This window comes from Robertmurraya dakarensis (assembly GCF_900156875.1).
Classification (GTDB): domain Bacteria; phylum Bacillota; class Bacilli; order Bacillales; family Cytobacillaceae; genus Robertmurraya; species Robertmurraya dakarensis.
Map to the genome: position 1 here is coordinate 38,758 of NZ_LT707406.1, position 20,607 is coordinate 59,364.

At 35.4% G+C, this 20,607-nt stretch carries 17 protein-coding genes and 1 pseudogene; 4 read left to right on the plus strand and 14 right to left on the minus strand.

Annotated features, from left to right (window positions below):
- Positions 1 to 59: 59 nt before the first annotated feature.
- From CZ487_RS00555 to CZ487_RS00575, 4 genes are all read right to left on the minus strand, one after another.
- Entirely contained in the window at positions 60 to 839 is a 780-nt protein-coding gene (locus CZ487_RS00555) for an enoyl-CoA hydratase/isomerase family protein (RefSeq protein WP_077210408.1), read from the minus strand.
- Positions 840 to 1,058: 219 nt separating this feature from the next.
- Positions 1,059 to 4,034: a Tn3 family transposase gene (locus tag CZ487_RS00560; protein ID WP_077210409.1), complete on the minus strand. Its 2,976-nt coding sequence runs from the start codon at positions 4,032 to 4,034 to the stop codon at positions 1,059 to 1,061.
- Position 4,035: 1 nt separating this feature from the next.
- Entirely contained in the window at positions 4,036 to 4,605 is a 570-nt protein-coding gene (locus CZ487_RS00565; protein WP_000668444.1) for a recombinase family protein, read from the minus strand.
- 921 nt (positions 4,606 to 5,526) lie between these two features.
- Positions 5,527 to 6,171: a YczE/YyaS/YitT family protein gene (locus tag CZ487_RS00575; protein ID WP_000878262.1), complete on the minus strand. Its 645-nt coding sequence runs from the start codon at positions 6,169 to 6,171 to the stop codon at positions 5,527 to 5,529.
- 117 nt (positions 6,172 to 6,288) lie between these two features.
- On the opposite strand from CZ487_RS00575, the gene CZ487_RS00580 reads away from it, so the two are divergent.
- From CZ487_RS00580 to CZ487_RS00590, 3 genes are read left to right on the plus strand one after another with little or no spacing between them, the layout of a single operon-like run.
- Entirely contained in the window at positions 6,289 to 6,741 is a 453-nt protein-coding gene (locus CZ487_RS00580) for a MarR family winged helix-turn-helix transcriptional regulator (protein ID WP_000658993.1), read from the plus strand.
- A gap of 25 nt (positions 6,742 to 6,766) precedes the next feature.
- On the plus strand, positions 6,767 to 7,285 hold the full coding sequence (paiA, locus tag CZ487_RS00585) for a spermidine/spermine N(1)-acetyltransferase (protein WP_000382659.1): 519 nt from the start codon (positions 6,767 to 6,769) through the stop codon (positions 7,283 to 7,285).
- A 21-nt stretch (positions 7,286 to 7,306) separates the two neighbouring features.
- Positions 7,307 to 7,918 (plus strand): FMN-binding negative transcriptional regulator, encoded by a 612-nt coding sequence (locus tag CZ487_RS00590; RefSeq protein ID WP_000289451.1) that lies wholly within the window; start codon positions 7,307 to 7,309, stop codon positions 7,916 to 7,918.
- Positions 7,919 to 8,241: 323 nt separating this feature from the next.
- Here the strand turns inward: CZ487_RS00590 and CZ487_RS00595 are convergent, their stop codons facing one another.
- From CZ487_RS00595 to CZ487_RS27830, 9 genes and pseudogenes are all read right to left on the minus strand, one after another.
- Entirely contained in the window at positions 8,242 to 9,042 is an 801-nt protein-coding gene (locus tag CZ487_RS00595) for an IclR family transcriptional regulator (protein ID WP_077210410.1), read from the minus strand.
- 306 nt (positions 9,043 to 9,348) lie between these two features.
- Entirely contained in the window at positions 9,349 to 10,440 is a 1,092-nt protein-coding gene (locus CZ487_RS00600; protein WP_077210411.1) for a TRAP transporter substrate-binding protein, read from the minus strand.
- A gap of 36 nt (positions 10,441 to 10,476) precedes the next feature.
- Positions 10,477 to 11,760: a TRAP transporter large permease gene (locus CZ487_RS00605; RefSeq protein ID WP_077210412.1), complete on the minus strand. Its 1,284-nt coding sequence runs from the start codon at positions 11,758 to 11,760 to the stop codon at positions 10,477 to 10,479.
- A gap of 97 nt (positions 11,761 to 11,857) precedes the next feature.
- Positions 11,858 to 12,370 (minus strand): TRAP transporter small permease, encoded by a 513-nt coding sequence (locus tag CZ487_RS00610; protein WP_077210413.1) that lies wholly within the window; start codon positions 12,368 to 12,370, stop codon positions 11,858 to 11,860.
- A 6-nt stretch (positions 12,371 to 12,376) separates the two neighbouring features.
- A complete protein-coding gene (locus CZ487_RS00615; RefSeq protein ID WP_077210414.1) occupies positions 12,377 to 13,561 on the minus strand; it encodes a CaiB/BaiF CoA transferase family protein in 1,185 nt (394 codons plus the stop codon).
- A 29-nt stretch (positions 13,562 to 13,590) separates the two neighbouring features.
- Positions 13,591 to 14,349 carry an enoyl-CoA hydratase/isomerase family protein gene (locus tag CZ487_RS00620; RefSeq protein ID WP_077210415.1) on the minus strand — a complete coding sequence of 253 codons (759 nt, stop codon included), beginning with the start codon at positions 14,347 to 14,349 and terminating at the stop codon, positions 13,591 to 13,593.
- A 295-nt stretch (positions 14,350 to 14,644) separates the two neighbouring features.
- On the minus strand, positions 14,645 to 15,007 hold the full coding sequence (locus CZ487_RS00625; protein ID WP_139339508.1) for a hypothetical protein: 363 nt from the start codon (positions 15,005 to 15,007) through the stop codon (positions 14,645 to 14,647).
- A gap of 1,980 nt (positions 15,008 to 16,987) precedes the next feature.
- The gene (locus CZ487_RS00630) at positions 16,988 to 17,185 is read right to left on the minus strand and encodes a hypothetical protein (protein WP_077210417.1); all 198 of its coding nucleotides are present in this window, start codon (positions 17,183 to 17,185) and stop codon (positions 16,988 to 16,990) included.
- Positions 17,186 to 18,010: 825 nt separating this feature from the next.
- A pseudogene (locus CZ487_RS27830) lies at positions 18,011 to 18,807 on the minus strand (DUF6920 family protein).
- 805 nt (positions 18,808 to 19,612) lie between these two features.
- Here CZ487_RS27830 and CZ487_RS00645 point away from each other — a divergent pair.
- Positions 19,613 to 19,882, plus strand: coding sequence for a hypothetical protein (locus tag CZ487_RS00645; RefSeq protein ID WP_237562775.1), 270 nt, complete (start codon positions 19,613 to 19,615; stop codon positions 19,880 to 19,882).
- A 446-nt stretch (positions 19,883 to 20,328) separates the two neighbouring features.
- Here CZ487_RS00645 and CZ487_RS26445 read toward each other — a convergent pair whose 3' ends face one another.
- Positions 20,329 to 20,472 carry a hypothetical protein gene (locus CZ487_RS26445; protein ID WP_154675999.1) on the minus strand — a complete coding sequence of 48 codons (144 nt, stop codon included), beginning with the start codon at positions 20,470 to 20,472 and terminating at the stop codon, positions 20,329 to 20,331.
- Positions 20,473 to 20,607: the final 135 nt, after the last annotated feature.

Genomic DNA, 20,607 nt, shown 5'->3' on the forward strand with positions numbered 1-20,607 from the left:
ATATATCGTCCTTCATTATATTTTTAATAATTCAAAGTTACTGGAAGCTTTCTAAATACTCACTTCTCTCCCCCACCTAAAGCGTTCTTTAACTCTTGAGATGCTTCAGGATAAGAAAAAGCGATTCCAAAAGAATCAATTCCATTTTTAATCGATTGGTCTACTCCTGCATTTTCGAGCCAACGATTAATTAACTGTTTTTGTAACATAACCGCATGAGGTGCATTCTTTGTAATTTTTTGAGCATATTCTTCTGTCCTTTCCATCAATGTTTCATGACTCACGATATGATTCACGAGGCCTATTTCTGATGCAACCTTACTGTTGATAACTTCACCCGTTAATAATAACTCCCGAGTTTTGGCAACACCAATGATAAATGGAAGCAAGGCCGCCTCTATCACTGAGGGAATTCCTATTTGAACTTCCTGCATTCCAAAACTTGCTTCCTCTGAAGCAATTAAAAGATCACAGGCAACAGCTAATTCTAGCCCCGCACCAAAACAATAGCCATTAACTGCCGCAATAACAGGTTTCTTTAGTTGCCTGATGGTATTAATCAATTGGTGTAGTCTTGTAATAAAATTAATTGCAGATGCAGTATTTAACTCTTTCATCTCACTAATATCTGCTCCGACAATAAAACTTCTTCCCACTCCCGTGAGAATGATCCCTCTTACCGATTCATCTTCTTCCAACTCTTTTAACTTCCCTATTAAAGCTGTTACTAATTCGGAATTTAATGCATTAAGTTTGTTTTCTCTATTTATTATGACTGTCGCAATTTCATTTACCGTATTGACCCTTACCCACTCTTCGGAAATTAAATTATTTACCAAAAGACCCAACTCCTCTAATCATTTTTGTAAAATTAAAAATATTTTAATTAAATTGTATCACTAATATTACGATGATTATTTTTGAAATTTATATATAAATATAGACTAAATCTATAATTTCAAAAAAGTATTATGAAGCTTTTTTACTGATTGTTCCCCTAGAGTCTTCTTTATTTTGGGATCATGACAACTTGGGGTACTGCCGACAAAACGCGGATATTATACGCTAAGACATTTTTTGGATATGAAAACCCTAAGTGGACGTAGGGAATGTATTGAGTTCAAAATCTCAGGTATAAATGAATATTCTCCTAGAAAGTTTATATGTTCCCATCCTAATGGTGATATGTGTGGGAGCAATTCCTCTTGATACTTTCCTGTATTTTTAAAATGTTCAATTGCTTGTGATAGATACACGGTATTCCAAATACTAATAGCATTAATAATTAAGTTTAAGGCGCTGGCACGCTGTAATTGATCTTGTAATGCTCTTTCTCTAAGTTCCCCATGTTTCCCAAAGAAAATAGCTCGTGCCAATGCATTCATAGCTTCTCCTTTATTTAATCCACGTTGAATTCGCCGACGCAATGTTTCGCTAGAAATATAATCTAATATAAACAAGGTTTTATCTATGCGACCCATCTCTCTTAAAGTTGTCGCAAGGCTATTTTGACGAGAATAAGAACCTAATTTCCCCATAATGAGAGAAGCAGAGACCGTTCCTTTACGAATGGAATGTGCCAACCTTAATACATCATCATAATTTTCCTGAATGATCTTGGTGTTAATTCTTCCACGAAGCAACTTCTCCATTTCTGGATATTGGTCTGGTTTTTCAAATGAATAAAGTTTTGAATCTGCAAGGTCTCGTAGTCTTGGGGCAAATCGAAATCCTAACAAATTAGTTAATCCGAATACTTGATCCGTATAACCAGCCGTATCTGTATAATGTTCTTCAATATGCAAGTCGGTTTCATGATGCAATAAACCATCTATAACATGAACAGCGTCTCTTGCGTTTGTATTAATCACTTTCGTATAGAAGCTAGAAAATTGGTCACTAACAAACCGATAAATGGTTGTTCCTTTCCCTGTGCCGTAATGTGGATTTGCATCAGCGTGTAAGGATGAAACTCCTACTTGAACACGCATTCCATCTGAAGAAGAAGTTGTACCATCGCCCCAGTACGACGACAAGTTTAACTGGTGTTGAAAATTCACCATAACGGCTTGTGCTTTATTCATAGCATCTTCATATAAACGCCATTGTGAGGCTGTGGACATTTGCCGGTAAGAAACCCCTTGTGTCGCTTCTGCCATCTTAGTAAGACCGATGTTTGTTCCCATAGCCATAATCGCTGCCATGATCGCAGGCTTTTCTTCTTCTTTCGGTGGATTCAGCGTAGAAGCATGGAGGAACTGCTTTTCGAATCCCGTCCAACTTGCTACTTCCATAAGCAAATCTGTCAACTTCACACGAGGTATCAGTTGATATAGAGATAAACTATATTCTCGTGCTGTTTCTGGAACGTTTTTCTCCAAACGATGGAGATGCAGCCGTCCGTCTTCAAAATTAACCCCATCTAATTCTGTGATATTCGCTTTAATCCATTCAAGCCGATTATGTAATGCATCTATTTTCAATTTTAAGTATTCATCAACAGAAGGTGGTGCGGTAAGTCCATTAAGGTGCTTGTTTTGCTCCCATGCTTCTTTTGTCACTAAATAATTATCAAAATCTTGATGCTGACGACTTCCTTTAATAGAAACGTTACCTGAGCGTACAAGATTTCTTAACTCGGTAAGAACAGACATCTCATAATATTGGCGATTTATATTACCATCATCATCATAAACGTGCTTTTGCCAGCGATTCGAGATAAAGTCCAAAGGAGCTCCTTCTGGAATTTTTCGTTTATTATTTTTGTTCATCTCTTTAATGGTCTCAATAGCTTGAAGCAATGGCTCTCCTGATTTTGTAGAAGTGAATTCTAGGGCTTCTAACAATGTTGGAGTATATTTACGTAAGTAGTTAAAGCGAAATTTTAGTAAGTCTAAGTAATCGTAATCCATTGGGCGTGATAATTGCTTCGCCTCTTCTATTGAGTTTACGAAGTCCTCCCAAGGCATAATAGCTTCTAAGGCTTCAAATGGGTCCTTCCCTTGTTCTTTTGCTTGAATCAATGCTGTTCCCAAATCTGCAAAGTGAATAACCTTTTCATTAACTGATTTACCATTTAACCTCTGAATCTCTTCTTGAGCTTTACGTCCTTTTGATAACAATAGGCTAATTTGCCGATCATGTATCTCAAAGGCATGATCAGTAAGGTTTTGGCTAAGTTGTAGGAGGTGTAAAACTAAAAGCGCAAATTTCTTATTCTCTTTAAATCTACGGAATGAACGGGGTTCATATTTGGAACCCAATCGTGCTAGCTGTAAGACCCTATTTGGATGAATTTCTTTAATATCCACATTAAGTTGCAAAGTTCGTATGACTTGAAGACGTTTTATAACCTTTAAGAAGGCATCTGGAGAAGATTGACCGGGAACTTCTCGCAACCAAGCAAGGGGTGTCTTTGAATTGGTGGAACTTACATCAAGTAAGTGATCTAACTTTTGTTTTTGAGATTCACTTAATGTAGAGATGATAGATTTAAAAATTCGTTCTTCTGCCCGTTGACGAGCTTCCCATACAATCCTTTCTATTGTTGTCAGTGCTGGCAAAATTACTTTTTGTCTTCGCAATTCTTCAATTGTTGAGCGAATCAAGTAGTCTGTATTTCCGTTCTCAAGAGCGAGTTTAAGAGTAAATTGTGCAATTATTCGATATGCCCCAAAGGATAAGTTTTGGTAGCCATAATGTTGCCGAAGTTCCTCTAGATGTTCATTTCGAGTTGCTACCCGTTTTGCATACTGGGTATATTCTTGAGGGGAGACATCAATTTGTTTTGCAATATAATCGAGTATTGGGCTGGGAATGTCTTTAATCTGAAATAAAGTCCAACCCGGATACCGAAGGACAGCGAGCTGTAAAGCAACCCCTAAGCGATTATGGTCTCTTCGGTGCTTATTAATAAATCCAAGATCTTCTGAGGTAAAAGTATAGTGCATTTCTATGTCATGCTCATTCATATCATCGGGAATAGACACAAACATATTTCGCTGATCGGAGGTTAACAGTTCTTTCCCTCTCATGTTATACCTCCTTGCCAGATTTTTCTTTCGTTCCTAAGTAACGATATAACGTTGTTGCTCCTATTCCTGTGGCTTCTTTAATTTGAGATAAGGAGTAGTCTTTACTTTCATACATCTTCATGGCAAGCATGATTTTTTTAGGTTCAACCTTCGGTCTACCTCCATTTCTTCCCCTAGCTCTAGCAGCTACCAGTCCATCTTTAGTTCGTTCACTAATGATGTCCCGTTCTAATTCGGCTATGCTGGCTAACATTCTGAAAAAGAATCGCCCCATAGCTGTTGTTGTGTCAATTTTATCTTGAATAGACACGAAATGAATTCCCTTAGCTTCAAACTGCTCCATGAGTTCAATTAAATGTTTGGTACTTCGACTGATACGATCTAATTTGTAGACAACTACTGTGTCGCCCTTACGCAGAACTTTAAGTAGCTCGTCCAATTGAGGACGGTTTTTCCTCTTACCTGATTCTTTTTCTTCAAAAATCTGTTCCACTTCATAATGGTTCAAAGCATCCAGTTGTAATGACAATGACTGATCTTGCGTACTTACCCGTGCATATCCAAATTTCAACACAAATCCCCCCTTACTTAATACATTTACTATACCAAAAAGGGTATTTAAATAGATATATTAGTAATTTGATTTTGGTTATATTTTTGGTTATGTGTTTTAAGTAGTTTTTGAATATTTTTAGATAATCTCTTTTCTACAACCAAAAACGGTCGTTTTTGGTATTTTTTTATATAGAGGAAATGGATATTTATGTTAAGATATATAGGAGATTGTGAAAAGGTGTACTTACACTAACGAAGCAGGATAGTGAAGGAATAGGAAGGTTAAAAATAGGCTAAATCACAATGATTTAGCCTACTATCAATAATAAAATAATGTGGATAATAATTAGTATCGGTATCGAGATTAAAAATAGAATGGAAAAAAGTAATGATTTAGTTTTATTAAATAAACTTCGGATTATGAAATACATACTAATAAGGGCGACACTAATGGAGCTTACAGTAATTAAAATTTTGAGTTTTGTGTCTGTAAACGGGTCAGTCGGCAATCCGAAATATGTAAGAATTGCAGATAGCGTGAGGCTACCAATAATATAAACACATATGCTTTTTAAAATGTCTTTAAGAGAATATTGTTCTTTAAATATCTTTAATAACAATAGGAACCAAAGCATTGTAGTGATGGATAGAAAAGTATAAGAATAAAGAAACCCCTCCATTTTAAAGCTCCTATATATTATATTGAACTGCTGTTAATAAAGTCCTTTAATAAATTTTAGAACAAGTTGAATTGTCATTGCTATGACTAAATAATGGAAGGAGAATTATTCCACTAAAGGGGGCTTTAACGCAACAACGGAGATCGCCACTTGGCGGTCTTATTTAATTAAAGGGCAGGAATGCTCAACAAGGGTATTCGCCTTTTCTTGTTGAAGATAAGCACCCCTAGAGTTGAAGAAGAAAAATAAAAACCATCCTATATAAAATGGTTCTTATCGTTATCAAAATTTCGTGTTGTACTAGAGTGTCTTAATACAGGATCTATTACTTTTTTAATAAGTGGCATAAAGTAATTGAGTATTCCTCCCCCTAGACAAACAGTTAATATAGTGCCAATGCCAATTGGACCATTAAAAATCAGTGCCATTATCAAGAATACGAGATAAATGATTGTTCTCGAGAAAAATACACTTGTTCTAGATAATTCTTGTATTACTAATGTTAATCGGTCTACTGGAATAGGTGCGAAATTTGTGTGTAAATAAGTTGCAGTTCCTAATCCGACAAGAATTAAGCCAATCCCAAAACAAATAAGTTTGCTGTACCATAGATCAGGAGTTATGAAAAAGTGCAATAAAAAGAGCCACATATCAAGACCAATGCCAGTTATAAATGCCGTTAACAACCCAAGAATTTCAGGTCTATTTCTTTTTAAAAATGAATTACAACATATTAATATTAAAGCTAGTATTATCTCCCAACTTCCCACAGTTAGCCCGATTTTTATGGACAGTCCTACTAAAAGTGCGTCGAAAGGTGTAGTTCCAATATCTGATAGTATAGTGAGTGAAATACCAAGGGTTAATATTAGAATTCCTATTACATAAAAAACATATTTCAATTTATTCTACCTCTTTTTTTGTGTGTATTTTTGTTGCATTTACAACAAATTAGATTTAAAATCAATATATGTTATTTTTGTTGTATTTGCAACAAAAAAACAAAAGGAGGGATAATCATGAAAGAAATTCTTCGAGAAATTGGAATGATAGCAAGGGCATTAGATTCTATAAGTAATATAGAATTTAAAGAATATGAGCTTACAAAAGGACAGTATTTGTATGTGGTGCGAATATGTGAAAATCCAGGAATCATTCAAGAAAAGTTAGCTGAGTTGATTAAAGTAGATCGAACCACAGCAGCTCGTGCTGTAAAGAAACTTGAAGTGAATGGCTTTATTGAAAAGAAAGAAGATGAAAATAACAAAAAGATAAAAAGACTCTTTCCAACAGAGAAAGGGAAAAATGTTTTTCCTTTTATAAAAAGAGAAAATGATCATTCGAACAATATTGCTTTAGAGGGTTTTTCAGAAAAAGAAACAGAAACCATATTCAATCTCCTGCAAAGAGTAAGAAAAAATATAGAAAAAGACTGGGAATTTGTTAAAAAGGGAAATAAGAGAAATTATTGATTATTAAAAGGAGCGAGATATTAAAATGGATGTAAAAATAAAAAAATGTAACCGTGAAGATTTACCGTTACTTCAAGAATTAAGTATTGAAACATTCAACGATACATTTAAAGAGCAGAATTCACCTGAAAATATGAAAGCCTATCTGGAAAGAGCATTTAATTCTAAACAGTTGGAAAGGGAGTTATTCAATAAGTCTTCGGAATTCTTTTTTGTTTATTTAAACAATGAAGTTGCAGGGTATTTAAAGGTTAATACCAATGATGCTCAATCTGAAGAAATGGGTGAGGACTCACTTGAAATAGAGAGGATTTATATAAAGAGCAACTTTCAAAAACATGGGCTTGGTAAATACCTGTTCAATAAAGCTATTGAAATTGCGGTGGAACATAATAAACAAAAAATCTGGTTAGGCGTTTGGGAAAAAAATGAAAATGCGATTGCGTTTTATAAGAAAATGGGATTTGTCCAAACTGGAACTCATTCTTTTTATATGGGTGATGAAGAACAAACGGATTTAATAATGACCAAAACACTCCTATAACTTTTTGAAAGGTGGATTATTATGTATGTTCCTTCAGATTTTAAAGTAAAGGACGAAGCAACAGCTTACGATATCATAAAAGAACATAGTTTTGCGACGCTTATTTCGGGGCACGATGGAATACCATTTGCAACTCATTTACCTTTAATGTTGAACAAGGAGAATGCCTACTTATATGGACACTTTGCTCGCTCAAACCCTCAATGGAAAGATATACAAAATCAAACGGTTCTTGCTATTTTTCATGGTCCTCATTGTTATATCTCCCCATCTTGGTATGAAACGAATCAAGCAGTGCCAACATGGAATTATGTTACAGTTCATGTTTATGGAGAAGTCGAACTTCTACAGGATGAAAATGAGTTAATGGACTCTTTACATCAAATGGTTTTGAAATATGAAGCTACTGACAGTTCATATAGATTACAAGATGTAGAAGCTGACTTACTTTCTGGTATGAACAAAGGAGTTCAAGGTTTCAAAATAAAAATCAGCAAGATAGAAGGAAAAGCTAAGTTAAGTCAAAATCATTCTTTTCAGCGACAAGAGCTAGTTATTAATCAACTAGAAAAAATAGCGAATACAGATGAGCAACAGATTGCTTCATTAATGAAGGCAAATTTCAAAAAGTAATTGTTTTATGATATTGCACTAACGGGTGCGTTAGTTTAACATTACATTATTTGGAAACTGTGAAACCAAAAGAATACGAAGAAAAATATTAAACCCTGATCCTTCTGCTTAGCGTAGAAAAATCAGGGTTTTTATATCCAAAAAATGTCTTAGCGTATAATATCTGCGTTTTGTCGGCAGTACCCCAACTTGATGATATAGGGACAAATCGTTCAAGAATCGTCCCAAATATAAAACTACTTAGTATTAATACAAAAAGAGCAACCCCTGAAGGATTGCTCCGAAAGAACATGATTGCAACAACTGTAAAAAGAACTATTTTATTAAGACTTATATAAGAGTAGTTCATCTGAGATTTTTGAACTATATCGTTTAATTAACTCTATAAATTTCGCTTCGTTATTGTTATTGTCATTTAAACGATACATTGGTAAATAAACCCCAATACTACCTACTATTTCTCCTGTATAATTAAAAATAGGTGCAGCAGCAGAAAATACATCCTTAAGGGCTTCCCCTTTGCTAATTGCGTAGCCTTTTTCCTTTATATTTACTAATTCTTTTCTTAACTCTATTGGATCTGTTATGGTATTATCCGAGATTTTCGGTAACCCTGTTTCTTGAATAACCTGGTCAATGAATTCTTCTTCCATATGAGCTAATATAGTTTTCCTTGCAGCCCCACAGTGAAGAAAGCCAACAGTCACCATGTTTGAATTATGTTTAATTGGATGTTTTGTTTCTATACTTAAAATTTGTACTGCTCGATGAAGTTTTTTATCTGGAATAACTAGACACACCGTTTCTTCAGTCACATGATTTAATTCTTGTAGGATTGGCTGAACAATTTTAGTTAATGAGAAATCTTTTTCAACCAATTTTCCTAAACGAAAGACCTCGTAACCAAGTGAGTAGGTTTTATCTTTTTCATTTTTTTTAACATAACCCATTGTTTCTAAGGTAAGTAGTGTTCTAAACGCCATTGTTTTCGGAATACCTAATTTAACGGAAATTTCATGGAGTGAATATTCATTTCTTTGTTCATTAAAAATTGATAATACACGTAGTGCTCGTTCTACTGTTGAAAGTACATCTGGATTTTTTTGTTCAACTTCAAGTTCCATTTACCTTATCTCTCCTTTCCTTCCCGCCATTAGACAAAATTTATCCATATTTATCCACGCTGAAAATATCCACTTGATTCATGATTTTTACATAGAAATATGCCTTACGTAGTTTACTATTCTTAATCCACGGCATTGTAAATGGATATTATTTAGGGAAAATAAGACCGCCAAATATACTTGACAGTCTTATACAGAGTCTTTGACTTGCAAAGTAATTATATTTTCATTTACTTAATCACTCTTTTTAAATATATCATTAGAGAAGATTTTTTCAAATTTATAAAAGACATTAATCTATATCACTTATTCTAATGGGCTCTGTTCAACAAGATTAAGATAATCATCTAAAACTGATTGAGAATCATACCCATTTTTACTCGCTTTTTTTAACCAATCATCAAAAGTAGGTTTTTGGATGATGCTATAGATAGATTCTAATTCCTCATTAGATATTTCATACATATCTATACCTTGGATTTTAAACTTTTCTACACTCTCATCAAACTCTCCATCCAAATACCTAGAAAAATGCTCCATTGTTGTTTTACCAGCATCAATCATTGCGTTCTGAACATCCTGTGGTAATGATTCCCAAACTCTTTCGTTAATTACAAAAGAAAATGCTGTTGTTCCAAAAGCGCCATTTGTTGTTGAATATTTAAGTTCCTCTTGTAGACTGTAAGCCTCCCAGTTAGGCACCATGTAACTAGTTGCACTGATAGTTCCTCTTTGAAGTGCTACATACTGATCCGGTGCTGGCATGGATATTGGAGAGGCTTTCAACGATTGATAAATCAGTTCTTGGGTATTACCTGATGCTCTGATTTTCAGACCTTTAAAATCCTCAACGGTTTGAATTTTTTTGTTTGTGGTGCTAACTTGGTAAGGTCCCAATAATGCCCCCCAGATTGGTCTCACTCCATTATCTGAGTGTAATCGTTTTAACTCTTCGTTGTTTAGCAACAATTCATTATAAGCTTGACTTCCTTGATAGGTAGTTTTAAATGTACCTGGTAATTCAGGTACAGTAGATAATAGCAAGCGATCCCCTAAATAGGAAGGGACATTAGAAGCGATATCAGCAACATTATTTTTTACAACATCAAGCATACTATCTGCCTTACCTAGCTGTTCTGATGGAAAATGTTCAAATGTTACTTTTCCATCTGTCAACTTTTCAACTTCATCCATCCAAATTACAATTCCCTCTTTAGAAATAACGTGTGTAGTGGGAAATGAATCAGCTACTTTTAATGTAATAGTTTCTCCCTCTTTAACATTACCTTCCTTGTCAGTTGTAGATTCGACTTGTGTTTCATCATTTCCACACGCAGTTATAAAGAAAATTATAAAGATCGCAAAAACACAAACTGCACTTCTTTTAAATTTATTCATCCATATTCCTCCCAATATTATTGAAGTAATTAAATATTACATTAATCCGGGTAACCAAGTGACTAAGACTGGAAATGCGATCAAGATTACTAGAATAACAAAGTCAGCTACAATTAAACGTGCAGCTCCTTTAAATGCTGTACCAAGTGGTACTTTGGCAGCACTTGCAGCGACAAATACATTCAAACCCAATGGAGGAGTAGCTAAGCCAATTTCTATCGTTTTTGCAATCACAATTCCATACCATATAGGATTAAATCCTAGAGCAACGATCAAAGGAAAAGTTAATGGAATTGTTAGGAACAATATCGCCATCTGATCCATGATACATCCTAAAAGCAGATAGGCAATAATGATAATGGCCAAAATAACCCACCTATTCACATCTAGGGATTGTATCATATTAATTAAATCCTGTACTGAGCCTGTAATGGTTAAAAAGTAACCGAATATCATTGCGCCAATAATGATAATGAAAATTTTCGCGGTAGTTTGAGCAGTAGAGGTTAACGCCATTTTTATTCCATTGAAACTAAGTTTTCTTTGAAGTAGCATTATGATTAATGCACAGAATGAACCAAAAGCACCTGCTTCAGTTGGTGTTACAATTCCACTATAAATAGTAATAATAACAACAAGTGATAACAAGATTACCGACCAAATTCCCTTAAGTGATGACACTCTTTCTTTCATTGAAAAACGTTCTAAGCTTGGTGCTATATCTTCTCTTTTTCTAACCCAAAGATAAATCGCTGCACAATAGCCTACGACTGTAATTAATCCCGGAATCACCCCAGCGACAAATAATTCTGCGATACTAGACTCAGTTAATATCCCGTATATGATTAAGACAGTACTTGGAGGAATAATAAATGCTAGTGTACCTGCAACGCTAACAACCCCTACAGAAATTTTATCGTCATAACCATACTTCCTCATTTCAGGGACTACAGATGAACTCATCCCTGCAGCTGAAGCAGTAGAAGAACCTGAAACTGCAGCTAAGCCAGCAGCTGCCATTACCGTTGAAATAGCCATCCCACCTTTATAGTGGCCGAACCATCTAACAGCTGCTGAAAATAATTTTTGCGTCATTTGACCATTATTCATAAACTCTGCCATTAATATAAACATCGGCACTGTTGTTAAGGTAAAACTAGCGGCATTTTCAATGGGCGCTGTCTGAAAAATTCCTAACATAGTGTTAAATCCCATGCTTAACCAAATACCGATACCACCAGCGATCCCTAAAGCGAACCCAACTGGCATGCCAGCAGCCATAAAGAATACTAATATCAAAAATGCTATAGCAATCTCCATATATTAGCCCTCCTTTCAAAATTTAATAAGATGCTTTTCACAATTCAAATCACTATATTGGTTAGTGAAATATCATTATTTAAATCTCCTCATATTATTAAGCTTTAAGATTTTTGTCCTTTGGAACCTCTATATTGAAAGATTCAAAGATTTTCAAACCGCAGATTAGTATCAGCATGAACGATCCTAACGGCACCCATATATAAGATAGAAACATCGGGACAGAAACTATACCTCCAGTTGAGGCCTTAGTAATCCAGGCATCTAGTGTTAGTAATAATCCCTCGTAACCTATAGCAGTAAAAAAAACAAGAGCAAATAAATGAGAGATTATATTCAGAACTTTTTGTACTCCAAAAGGTACCTTACTTACTATTAATTCAAATCGAATATGGTCGTCCTTATAATGCGTATATGCCATACCAAGGAAAACAACCACTACCATTAAATAGGATTCTGTAATGCTATATACCGCAGGTAATGATTGATGAAGTATATATCGTGCCATTGCATCTGCTGTAATTAATATCATCATTAATACTAGACCAATCATAGACAATCCATTGAATAAATTATTTAATAGAAGAATGATCCTTTTTATACTGGCCACCCCTTCCTATAAGACACCTTCTTGACGCATCGCATCAATATCTTCTTTTCTATATCCTAATAAAGATAAAACTTCTTCTGTGTGCTCCCCTAATATAGGTGGATGACAACGAACAGTTGCTGGGGTTGCAGAGAGTTTGATAGGAAAAGCAGGAGTCTTTAAATCTTTTATTGTAGGATGATTAATATCTACCATCATATTTCTAGCTAGGGCTTGTGGAGAAGTAACAGCTTCACCTACAGAATTAATAGGACCGCAGGGAACTCCTACTTCATCAAGCTTTGCACAAATTTCATCACCTGATATTTTACTTAGCCGATCACTTAAGATAGGAATAAGTTTTTCACGATTAGCCACACGTAGTTGATTTGTTCTATATTCCTCAATTTCCAATAAATCTTCCCAGCCCATTGCTTTACAAGCTTTCACCCATAATCTATCATTTCCAACAGCTAAGATAATATTTTTATCACTTGCTTTAAAAATTTGATATGGAACAAGAGAATTATGAGCTTGCCCCATAGGCTTAGGAGAGTTTCCTGTTGCGTAGAACCCTGTTGCTAAATAGTTTAGCACCATAATTTGACTATCTAACAAACTGCAGTCTACAAACTGTCCTTCACCTGTCTTCTCCCGAGCTAATAAGGCAGCTAATACTCCTAAAGCACCGAGAATTCCAGTAGACATATCAGCAATAGAAGGACCGACTTTATATGGAACACCTGGTTCGCCAGTAGTACTCATTAATCCAGAATAACCCTGTAATAACAAATCATATCCAGAACGGTACTTTTCCGGACCTGTGCGTCCAAAACCTGATACGGATAAGTATATTAACCTTGAATTTATTTTCTTTAATGTTTCATAATCCAGACCCAATTTCTCAGTAGCACCTGTTCGGAAATTTTCTATTAAAATATCACTCTCTTTTACAATTTCATATATGATTTGTTTTCCTTGTTCAGTTTTAAGATTTAAAGTTATACTCTTCTTATTTCTGTTTGAACTTAGGAAATAACAACTTTCTCCTTCCCATACTGGTGGTTTAAAGTGTCTTGATTCATCACCTATTTCAGGTTGTTCAACTTTAATTACTTCAGCTCCTAAATCTCCTAACATTTGACCTGAAATTGGACCAGCTAATGTTCTTGCTAATTCTAAAACCTTCACGCCTTCCAAAGGCAAAGTCATATATTTCACTCCATTAATTTAGTTATGATTTATTTTTTTGAAAGAAATTCATCTAATCTTTTCTGTGGAACATTTGTAGTAAATGCTAGAGCAAATTTATTTACACTATCCTGAATTCCGTAATCTAAATGTGAGTTTTGCCATGTTTCAAACAACTCTTTTTGTTGCTTGATCGTGAAAAACGGCTTATCAATTAATTTATTAGCATATTCCTTCGCTTTATCTTTCAGTTCTGACTGCTCAACTACATCATTTAAAAATCCAAATTGATTCATTTTTTCCACGCTAACTGATTCTCCAATCAATAGCATTTCTTTTGCCAAACTTAGTCCAACATGTTGTTGTAACAGAACAGAATCTAAAACAGAGGGGATTCCTAAGTTAATTTCTGGCATAGAAAACATGGCATTTTTTGTTGCTATTCGTATATCTGCAGCCATACACATTTCCATTGCCCCTCCAATACAATATCCATTAACAGCCATAATTACAGGTTGTGGAGTAGTACGAATTAATTCGCATACCATTTTTAACTCAGAAATTAATTCATAGGCATTTTGAGGAGTTAATTGATTGAACTCATTGACATGCATTCCTGCGGAAAAAGCCTTTTCCCCACTTCCAGTAAAAATGACAACCCTTACACTTTCATCTTTTGAAATTTTTCTTAAATGCTGACCAATTTGTAATAAATTTTCCCTTGTAAGGCAGTTTAACTTCTCTGGTCGATTAAAGATTATCCATTCGATATTACCATCAGTTTCAAAGCGCAATGTATTTTCTGTCATAACATTTCCTCCTAAAAATATTTTTTTGGTTTCCTTCCACAAATTTTTAAAGCTACGCCCTTACAGTAACCCCCCCCCCAATAAGTTAATCGATTAGAATTCCTATTATAGGAACGTCATTCCTATTAATATATTTCATTTATAAACTACTAGACGATTAAATGTCAATATTTTTTTAAAATACTGAATAATAAATTTGTGTTTTATTTTTGAATTCAGTTGCTCTACTTTTGGGATATCCCTTTTAAAATTGTACGTTTTAGAAGGAATACGGGAACGTTTCGATATCTTGATCTTATGGAACAAATAAATAAAGAAAGCAGATGATGTCAAATATATCAGCAGTCATTTCATCCATTGCATTGAAGATAGACCTTAACTTGTTCCAATATTCCTGTTCATCGTCTGTCATTGCCAATTCAAAATCTCCTGCCATATTAAGTCGTGCAAGGCCATGAATGTTCCCTTTGGAGTCTTTAATTTCGGCTTGATACATATTAGCTTCATTTTCAGTAAAACTTTTTGGATTCGTCACAATATTTCGTACCAGATAGAACTGATAATCCATGCTTGAAACTATATATCTTTCATCTCTTGCTCGATCTACAGTAGAATGATTGACGCTGCTTTGCTCATTAACCGAACTATCATAATCCAAATGTTCATAGATTCTGTCTAATATATATTGATAATGATTTTCAACAGATAAAAGAAATTATGAACGGCTTGTCTTACCCGTGCAGTAAAAAAATTCACCAACTTTTGAATCCCTTGTGGGACAAGGGATTTAAGTTAATTTGTCATTAAATCGGCCGCAATTCAACATGTACTTTCTTACTTTCATCCTCCAAATATTCGATCCCCTATTTACCTTTAAATGTCCCCTCATACCATATGTCTCCATTATCATAGTACTCACTCCCCTTTCCACAATACTGCGGATCCCTATCACATTCACCCTCGTATCTGAGCTGGACACTCTTACAATAGAAACGCCCTCCCCCTTTTGATTATTGAATCAGCGCTTTTCTATGTTTTCTCAGTTCTTTCTCGTTTGGCTGCCAATTCGTAATCACATCATATAATCCTTCCAAAGCAAGTAATTAGTGTTATAACTCTTTCGAAAAAATGCCATCATTGCCTCCTAATCTATAATAATCATCGAACTCGTCCATCATAGATTCAATACTTTTTAATAACTATTCCTTTCTGGGACTTCCGAATAACACCGATTTATAAGGGTCTTCTTCGTAACTTTTCATCGACTGAACATATTCAAATCGCAATGCATCATAATCATCGATATATGGATGATCATGATCATTTGGTGAGTCATCATATTCTTCGTAACAATCATCCGAACAAAATACAATCCCTTCACAATTTACCCGACGTTCTAAACGTGGATTTTTTCGGCAAACTTTAACATCGTTTCCTGAACAAATCCCTCCTCACTTGCAACATACGTATGGATTTTAAAAACTGTTATGATTTAAGAATTCCCTAATTCGGAGGCTTAGATATCCATTTTCATTCACTGACGACCCGTAGTCTTTTGCTTTGGGTGGGCCATGTGATAGGCTGGTCGCCGGAAGACGCAAGTTGTTTGAACGAGGTACGAGTGAGTAGTGAATTCCGGCAGCGTTGACCCATCACATGAGACCTGGGGCCCCGAACCAAAAGGAAACGGAAGCGTCAGTGTGCAGGAACTTGATTCAGAAAGGTAGTTTTCTTTAAAAGATTATAAGAGAACTTCTTTGAATAGAGTCCGTGGCTTCGTAGACCGCGCTGGATGCAACTGCAGGAGGCCGTTGTCGGAGAAGACGCGGACAGCTGCTTTGCGATGCTGCTTGAAATTGCCTTCAAATATAAATAAAAGCAATCAATGCTTCGATAGAAGGATTGATTGCTTCTTTCTCTTCATTGACTCTGCATTATGCCAGGCATCACCCATTAATCCGAAAGTCACAGATTACAACGCTAGCCGGGATATGGCCAGTCGGAAATGTACGGAGTGTTTCCGACTGTTTGTGATGCCTGCTCCATGAATTTCATCCTCGAAAGGCATCACAAAGAAGCCAAGCCCCTCTCCTCTCCAGTCCCCTTCAACCATAATCCTTCCGCATTTGTTCCTGTGCGGTAGTGAAGCTTGTCGGAACGTGAAGCCGCACTGGAACACGGGGGGTGGAGAGGGTTAGGGGGAGTTTGAGGGGGAAGGGAGAGGAGGGGGGCGGTATCCTGCGGCACCTCGTTATCAGCAGATTACTAGAATGGAAAGGAAGCCTGGCCAACTTTGAATAGGCCCTCGCAAGTCTTCGGTGCAGCGATGCGAAGCTTTCCTCCATGAATCTGCCTCGGCATGGCTGCACCATGAGTTAGCTTGCACGAATACTTCCTCGAATAGAGGCCGTGGCTTCGGAGACCGCGCCGGATGCAACTGCAGGAGGTCGTTGTCGGAGGAGACGCGGACGGCTGCTTGTAGAAGACTTATTGATGTTTGAAAAGATTCGATAATTATCCGACCAAAATAAAAGCCATCAGCGATTTCAATGGCTGATGACTTGCTTTCTCATATTCATACACTAATCATGCTCTTCCTAGATACCATTAATTACAGCCCTATTAATTACTTGTGCCCTTAAGTTCGATCTACCAACGTAAAGGTTGGATACTCCTGCTTATGTAATTCTAGTGCCTCTTCTTTTGAAGTTATTTCTAACCATCCCCCATCCCTTAAAAGCTGGTTAACCCCTTTGTACCGGGGATTACGAGAATTATTTTTGAGATGAATTCCAAAATGTTTCGTTGGTATATCGATATCTATCCAAATTGTCATACAATCATCACTCCTAAAAGGTTATATTTTTTTAACGTAATACCCCCAGTATCGACGGAACTGTTAATTTTCCTTCTATCTGTGTTCATTCTCTTTAATATATTAATAGCTTATGGACGCTATGAATCAGATAGACAAAAAGATAGTTGATAAGTTTCTAGCAGAATTAAATGAGGAATCAAGGAAATCAAACTGAAGTATGTGCTAAACTATTTTTCTAAAAAAATACGAAAAATTTTGTATAAGAAAGTTTTATACTGGGAAAGATACTAATGTATTCCCCCTTTAGAAGATGCATCTGCTGAAAAGCAGGTGCTATTTTTTTAGAAGTAAAGAATTGCCCACATCACGTAGCTAATATCGAGAAGATACAGGCAGCTGATTCGCGAAGCTTCATAAGGCTGAGCTTGTTAATTCGCAAACATGGTCAAAGTGATTACACAGCTTAACTATTTTTATAGAGCATCTCTGATTCTAGCACTGAGCAGCAAGTGATTTTGAAATGATCTCCCGACTGCTCTTGGGAGGGAGTTCATGGTGCGGCGATGATTGCAAGTGCTTTTCCTTGCGATGATCGCCGCATCCAAATGACTTGCTGCGGGCTGTTTCTTAATATTTTTTAGACTTATATAAAACACACTGTGCAACTATTAACATATCAATAACAACATTAACCTATATGACAATAAAATAAACATATTATAAAATGACATATATATTAACATATATATTTTTTATAATATGTAGTTCTCCGTAACAGCATAAAAAAGCACAATGATGGTTCTGAGTAAAAGATCCATCCCTGTTTCTTAGTCCGAAAAAAGTTTAGTTATATTTAACATCCAACACTTCAAGCTTATACCATGTAAATAATCCTTCATCCAATACCCAAGTAATATTTACTTTCGTGGGGATTTTGATTCCATCAAAGACACCGTACTCCTGGGCTTCGCCAATACATTCTGTTAATTCACCACTATCATTGTATCTTCAGGCACTGACTTTTAAAAAATCACCGGAATCATCAAAATAAAAAACGGCAGAAACCGAAACCCCTTTATAGGTCATAGTCGCTTCGGCTGAATTTTGGTCAATTTCCTTCCACGTTATATAAGGACTAAGTGCAGTTGAGGGAACCCATATGATTTCCATTAAGTATCGTGACAGACTAGATTGGTTTATCTTCTCATGATCAGCTGTATTCACAACAGAAAGCAGAGAACCCATTTTCATCGTCATCGCTGCTTTGCCATCCTGAAATTTATCCCTGCCAACTACATGCATAAAAGGAGACATTTTCATCTTTACTTTCCAAAGGAATCCGGGTTGATTAGTCGTCACATATTGTTCTACTTCGGCTGTATACCATGTTTTTTGATTAGGCTTTAATTTCATTTCCCTTTTTGTTGGATGTACGCTACTTCGATGGGTTCCTTTCCGACGATCCCAACACGATTTAACCATCGTTGTACTGGCGGTGGTAAATAAACGAGCTTTTGCTGATTGATTAGTTGGTTCTCAGTTACTTTTGCCTGCGAAAGGAGACTATCCATTTCCTTTTCTATCTGAACATTAAAGTTCCAAGCCGCAAAAGAATAGATTGCAAATATGAGAACAATCATGTTCGGGATCGTTCCAAATTTAGCATCTTAATGTATCAATACTCGCCAATTCGAATGGCTTTAAAAACCAAGTAAATGAATAAGGCCATGAATAGCTAAAATAAACAAAAAAATTAATTTCATCATAGTCCCCTCCCTACTTTCATTATAGGGAATTCAAATACTATAAAATCTTAAGATATTATGAACGTTACGTTTGTTCTCTCATCATGGTTTATGATAGTAAAATTCATATGGATATTCATATTATTTATCGTTATAAATGTTGTTGATTATAACATATATGTTAACATCATTATCATCTTTATATAGACCTAACTTCTTTGAATAGGTTCAGTATCTTGTGATATTACACCGAACGTAGCAGCAGGAGGCTATCGTCTGTGAGGACGTGAAAAGATGCTTTACGAAATGTCCCTAAGCGTTAAAAGGGAACCTGCAGTAGATATGCCAGAAAAATTATATATATTAAAAATAATATTAATTCTTACAGCACAATATAAGTCGATTTATACCATATTAATAAAAATGACATATATATCAACATATACAACAACAATATATTTAATAAATATTAAGACAACACTTACTTGAAAAATCGGAAGGCTGTGTTGAATAAAAACCTATTAGCTTTGTGATTACTAAAATTAGAAGGAAGGCTGTTCAAAGGTACCCTTGAGTTACAATGGAATTAGTAGAAATTCAGGGAGCAGAGTATACTAAACAAATAGCTAAAATGACGTGGTCGTGATGAGTTTTACTACTTACGAGTAAAAAATATATGTACCATAGAGGACTGAGAAGAATGATGAAAATCAGCATAGAAGTACATCTAAACATAGAAGGACAACGCATGATATCTCAAGGCTCTTTTGAAGTAAATAGTCAATCATTTTGTGCCGATCCTTCATTCACAGCTGCCATTGAGGCTTATCGTTTGTTAGAGAAGATTAAAAATGAGACAGGTCATAGAAAGACAATCCTCGAAAAAGCAACTTATAACGGCACCAATGATATCACCAAAACGGTTAAAGAAATACGTCCTGTAGTGGATGACAGTAATCTTCCGTTTTAAAATTGAAAAACACGGACTATAATCACTCAATGATCCACTAAAGTAAAAGCTCAGTCACTCCCCACCATACTACCGCATGCTTTTCTCAAGCAATCTCAAAAAATATAAAAATTCTTGTATAGCAAAGTCCTATATTGGGAAAGATGATAATGTATTCCCCCTTTAGAAGAAGCATCTGCGAAGAATAGCAGGTGCTATTTTTTTAAAAAAGTTAGCCCACTGACCAATACTAGATAGTTAGGAGGAATTCACTCACTGCGGGTTCATGCTCTTAAATCTTAAGACAATAACAATCAAAACATAAACAACAATGATGAATATGTTATTATACACTTTGATGTATTACCTAACTTATATAATAAAATTGTAATTAATATATACATCGACATATATATTAACATATAAGGTTAAATACCTTACACCAAGTAACAGAACAGGGATGGTTGTCATGATTTTGTTATGATTTCTTTTCCTCGATCCGCATCGTCTACTGCTGCAGCCACAACACAGTCATCTTCCACAAAAACCGCACCAAAAGGTTGTCCATCACCATTTACATTGCTCAACGCCAATTCGACTGCTCTTTCCATAGATTTATCCTTTCTTAATACTCCATTGCGTTAATATTATATTTGGCCAATTTCTTATATAAGTTATCGCAATTTTATCATTAGAAAACGAGAAGACGGCCTGAGCCTTCTCAAAAAGCAACAACAAACCGTCCC

Coding starts and splice junctions, on each gene's coding strand:
- CZ487_RS00560 (WP_077210409.1), bottom strand. CDS start 4,034: ATGAGAGGGAAAGAACTGTTAACCTCCGATCAGCGAAATATGTTTGTG.
- CZ487_RS00580 (WP_000658993.1), top strand. CDS start 6,289: ATGAAAGAAATTCTTCGAGAAATTGGAATGATAGCAAGGGCATTAGAT.
- paiA (WP_000382659.1), top strand. CDS start 6,767: ATGGATGTAAAAATAAAAAAATGTAACCGTGAAGATTTACCGTTACTT.
- CZ487_RS00590 (WP_000289451.1), top strand. CDS start 7,307: ATGTATGTTCCTTCAGATTTTAAAGTAAAGGACGAAGCAACAGCTTAC.
- CZ487_RS00595 (WP_077210410.1), bottom strand. CDS start 9,042: ATGGAACTTGAAGTTGAACAAAAAAATCCAGATGTACTTTCAACAGTA.
- CZ487_RS00600 (WP_077210411.1), bottom strand. CDS start 10,440: ATGAATAAATTTAAAAGAAGTGCAGTTTGTGTTTTTGCGATCTTTATA.
- CZ487_RS00605 (WP_077210412.1), bottom strand. CDS start 11,760: ATGGAGATTGCTATAGCATTTTTGATATTAGTATTCTTTATGGCTGCT.
- CZ487_RS00615 (WP_077210414.1), bottom strand. CDS start 13,561: ATGACTTTGCCTTTGGAAGGCGTGAAGGTTTTAGAATTAGCAAGAACA.
- CZ487_RS00620 (WP_077210415.1), bottom strand. CDS start 14,349: ATGACAGAAAATACATTGCGCTTTGAAACTGATGGTAATATCGAATGG.
- CZ487_RS00630 (WP_077210417.1), bottom strand. CDS start 17,185: ATGACAATTTGGATAGATATCGATATACCAACGAAACATTTTGGAATT.
- CZ487_RS00645 (WP_237562775.1), top strand. CDS start 19,613: ATGATGAAAATCAGCATAGAAGTACATCTAAACATAGAAGGACAACGC.
- CZ487_RS26445 (WP_154675999.1), bottom strand. CDS start 20,472: ATGGAAAGAGCAGTCGAATTGGCGTTGAGCAATGTAAATGGTGATGGA.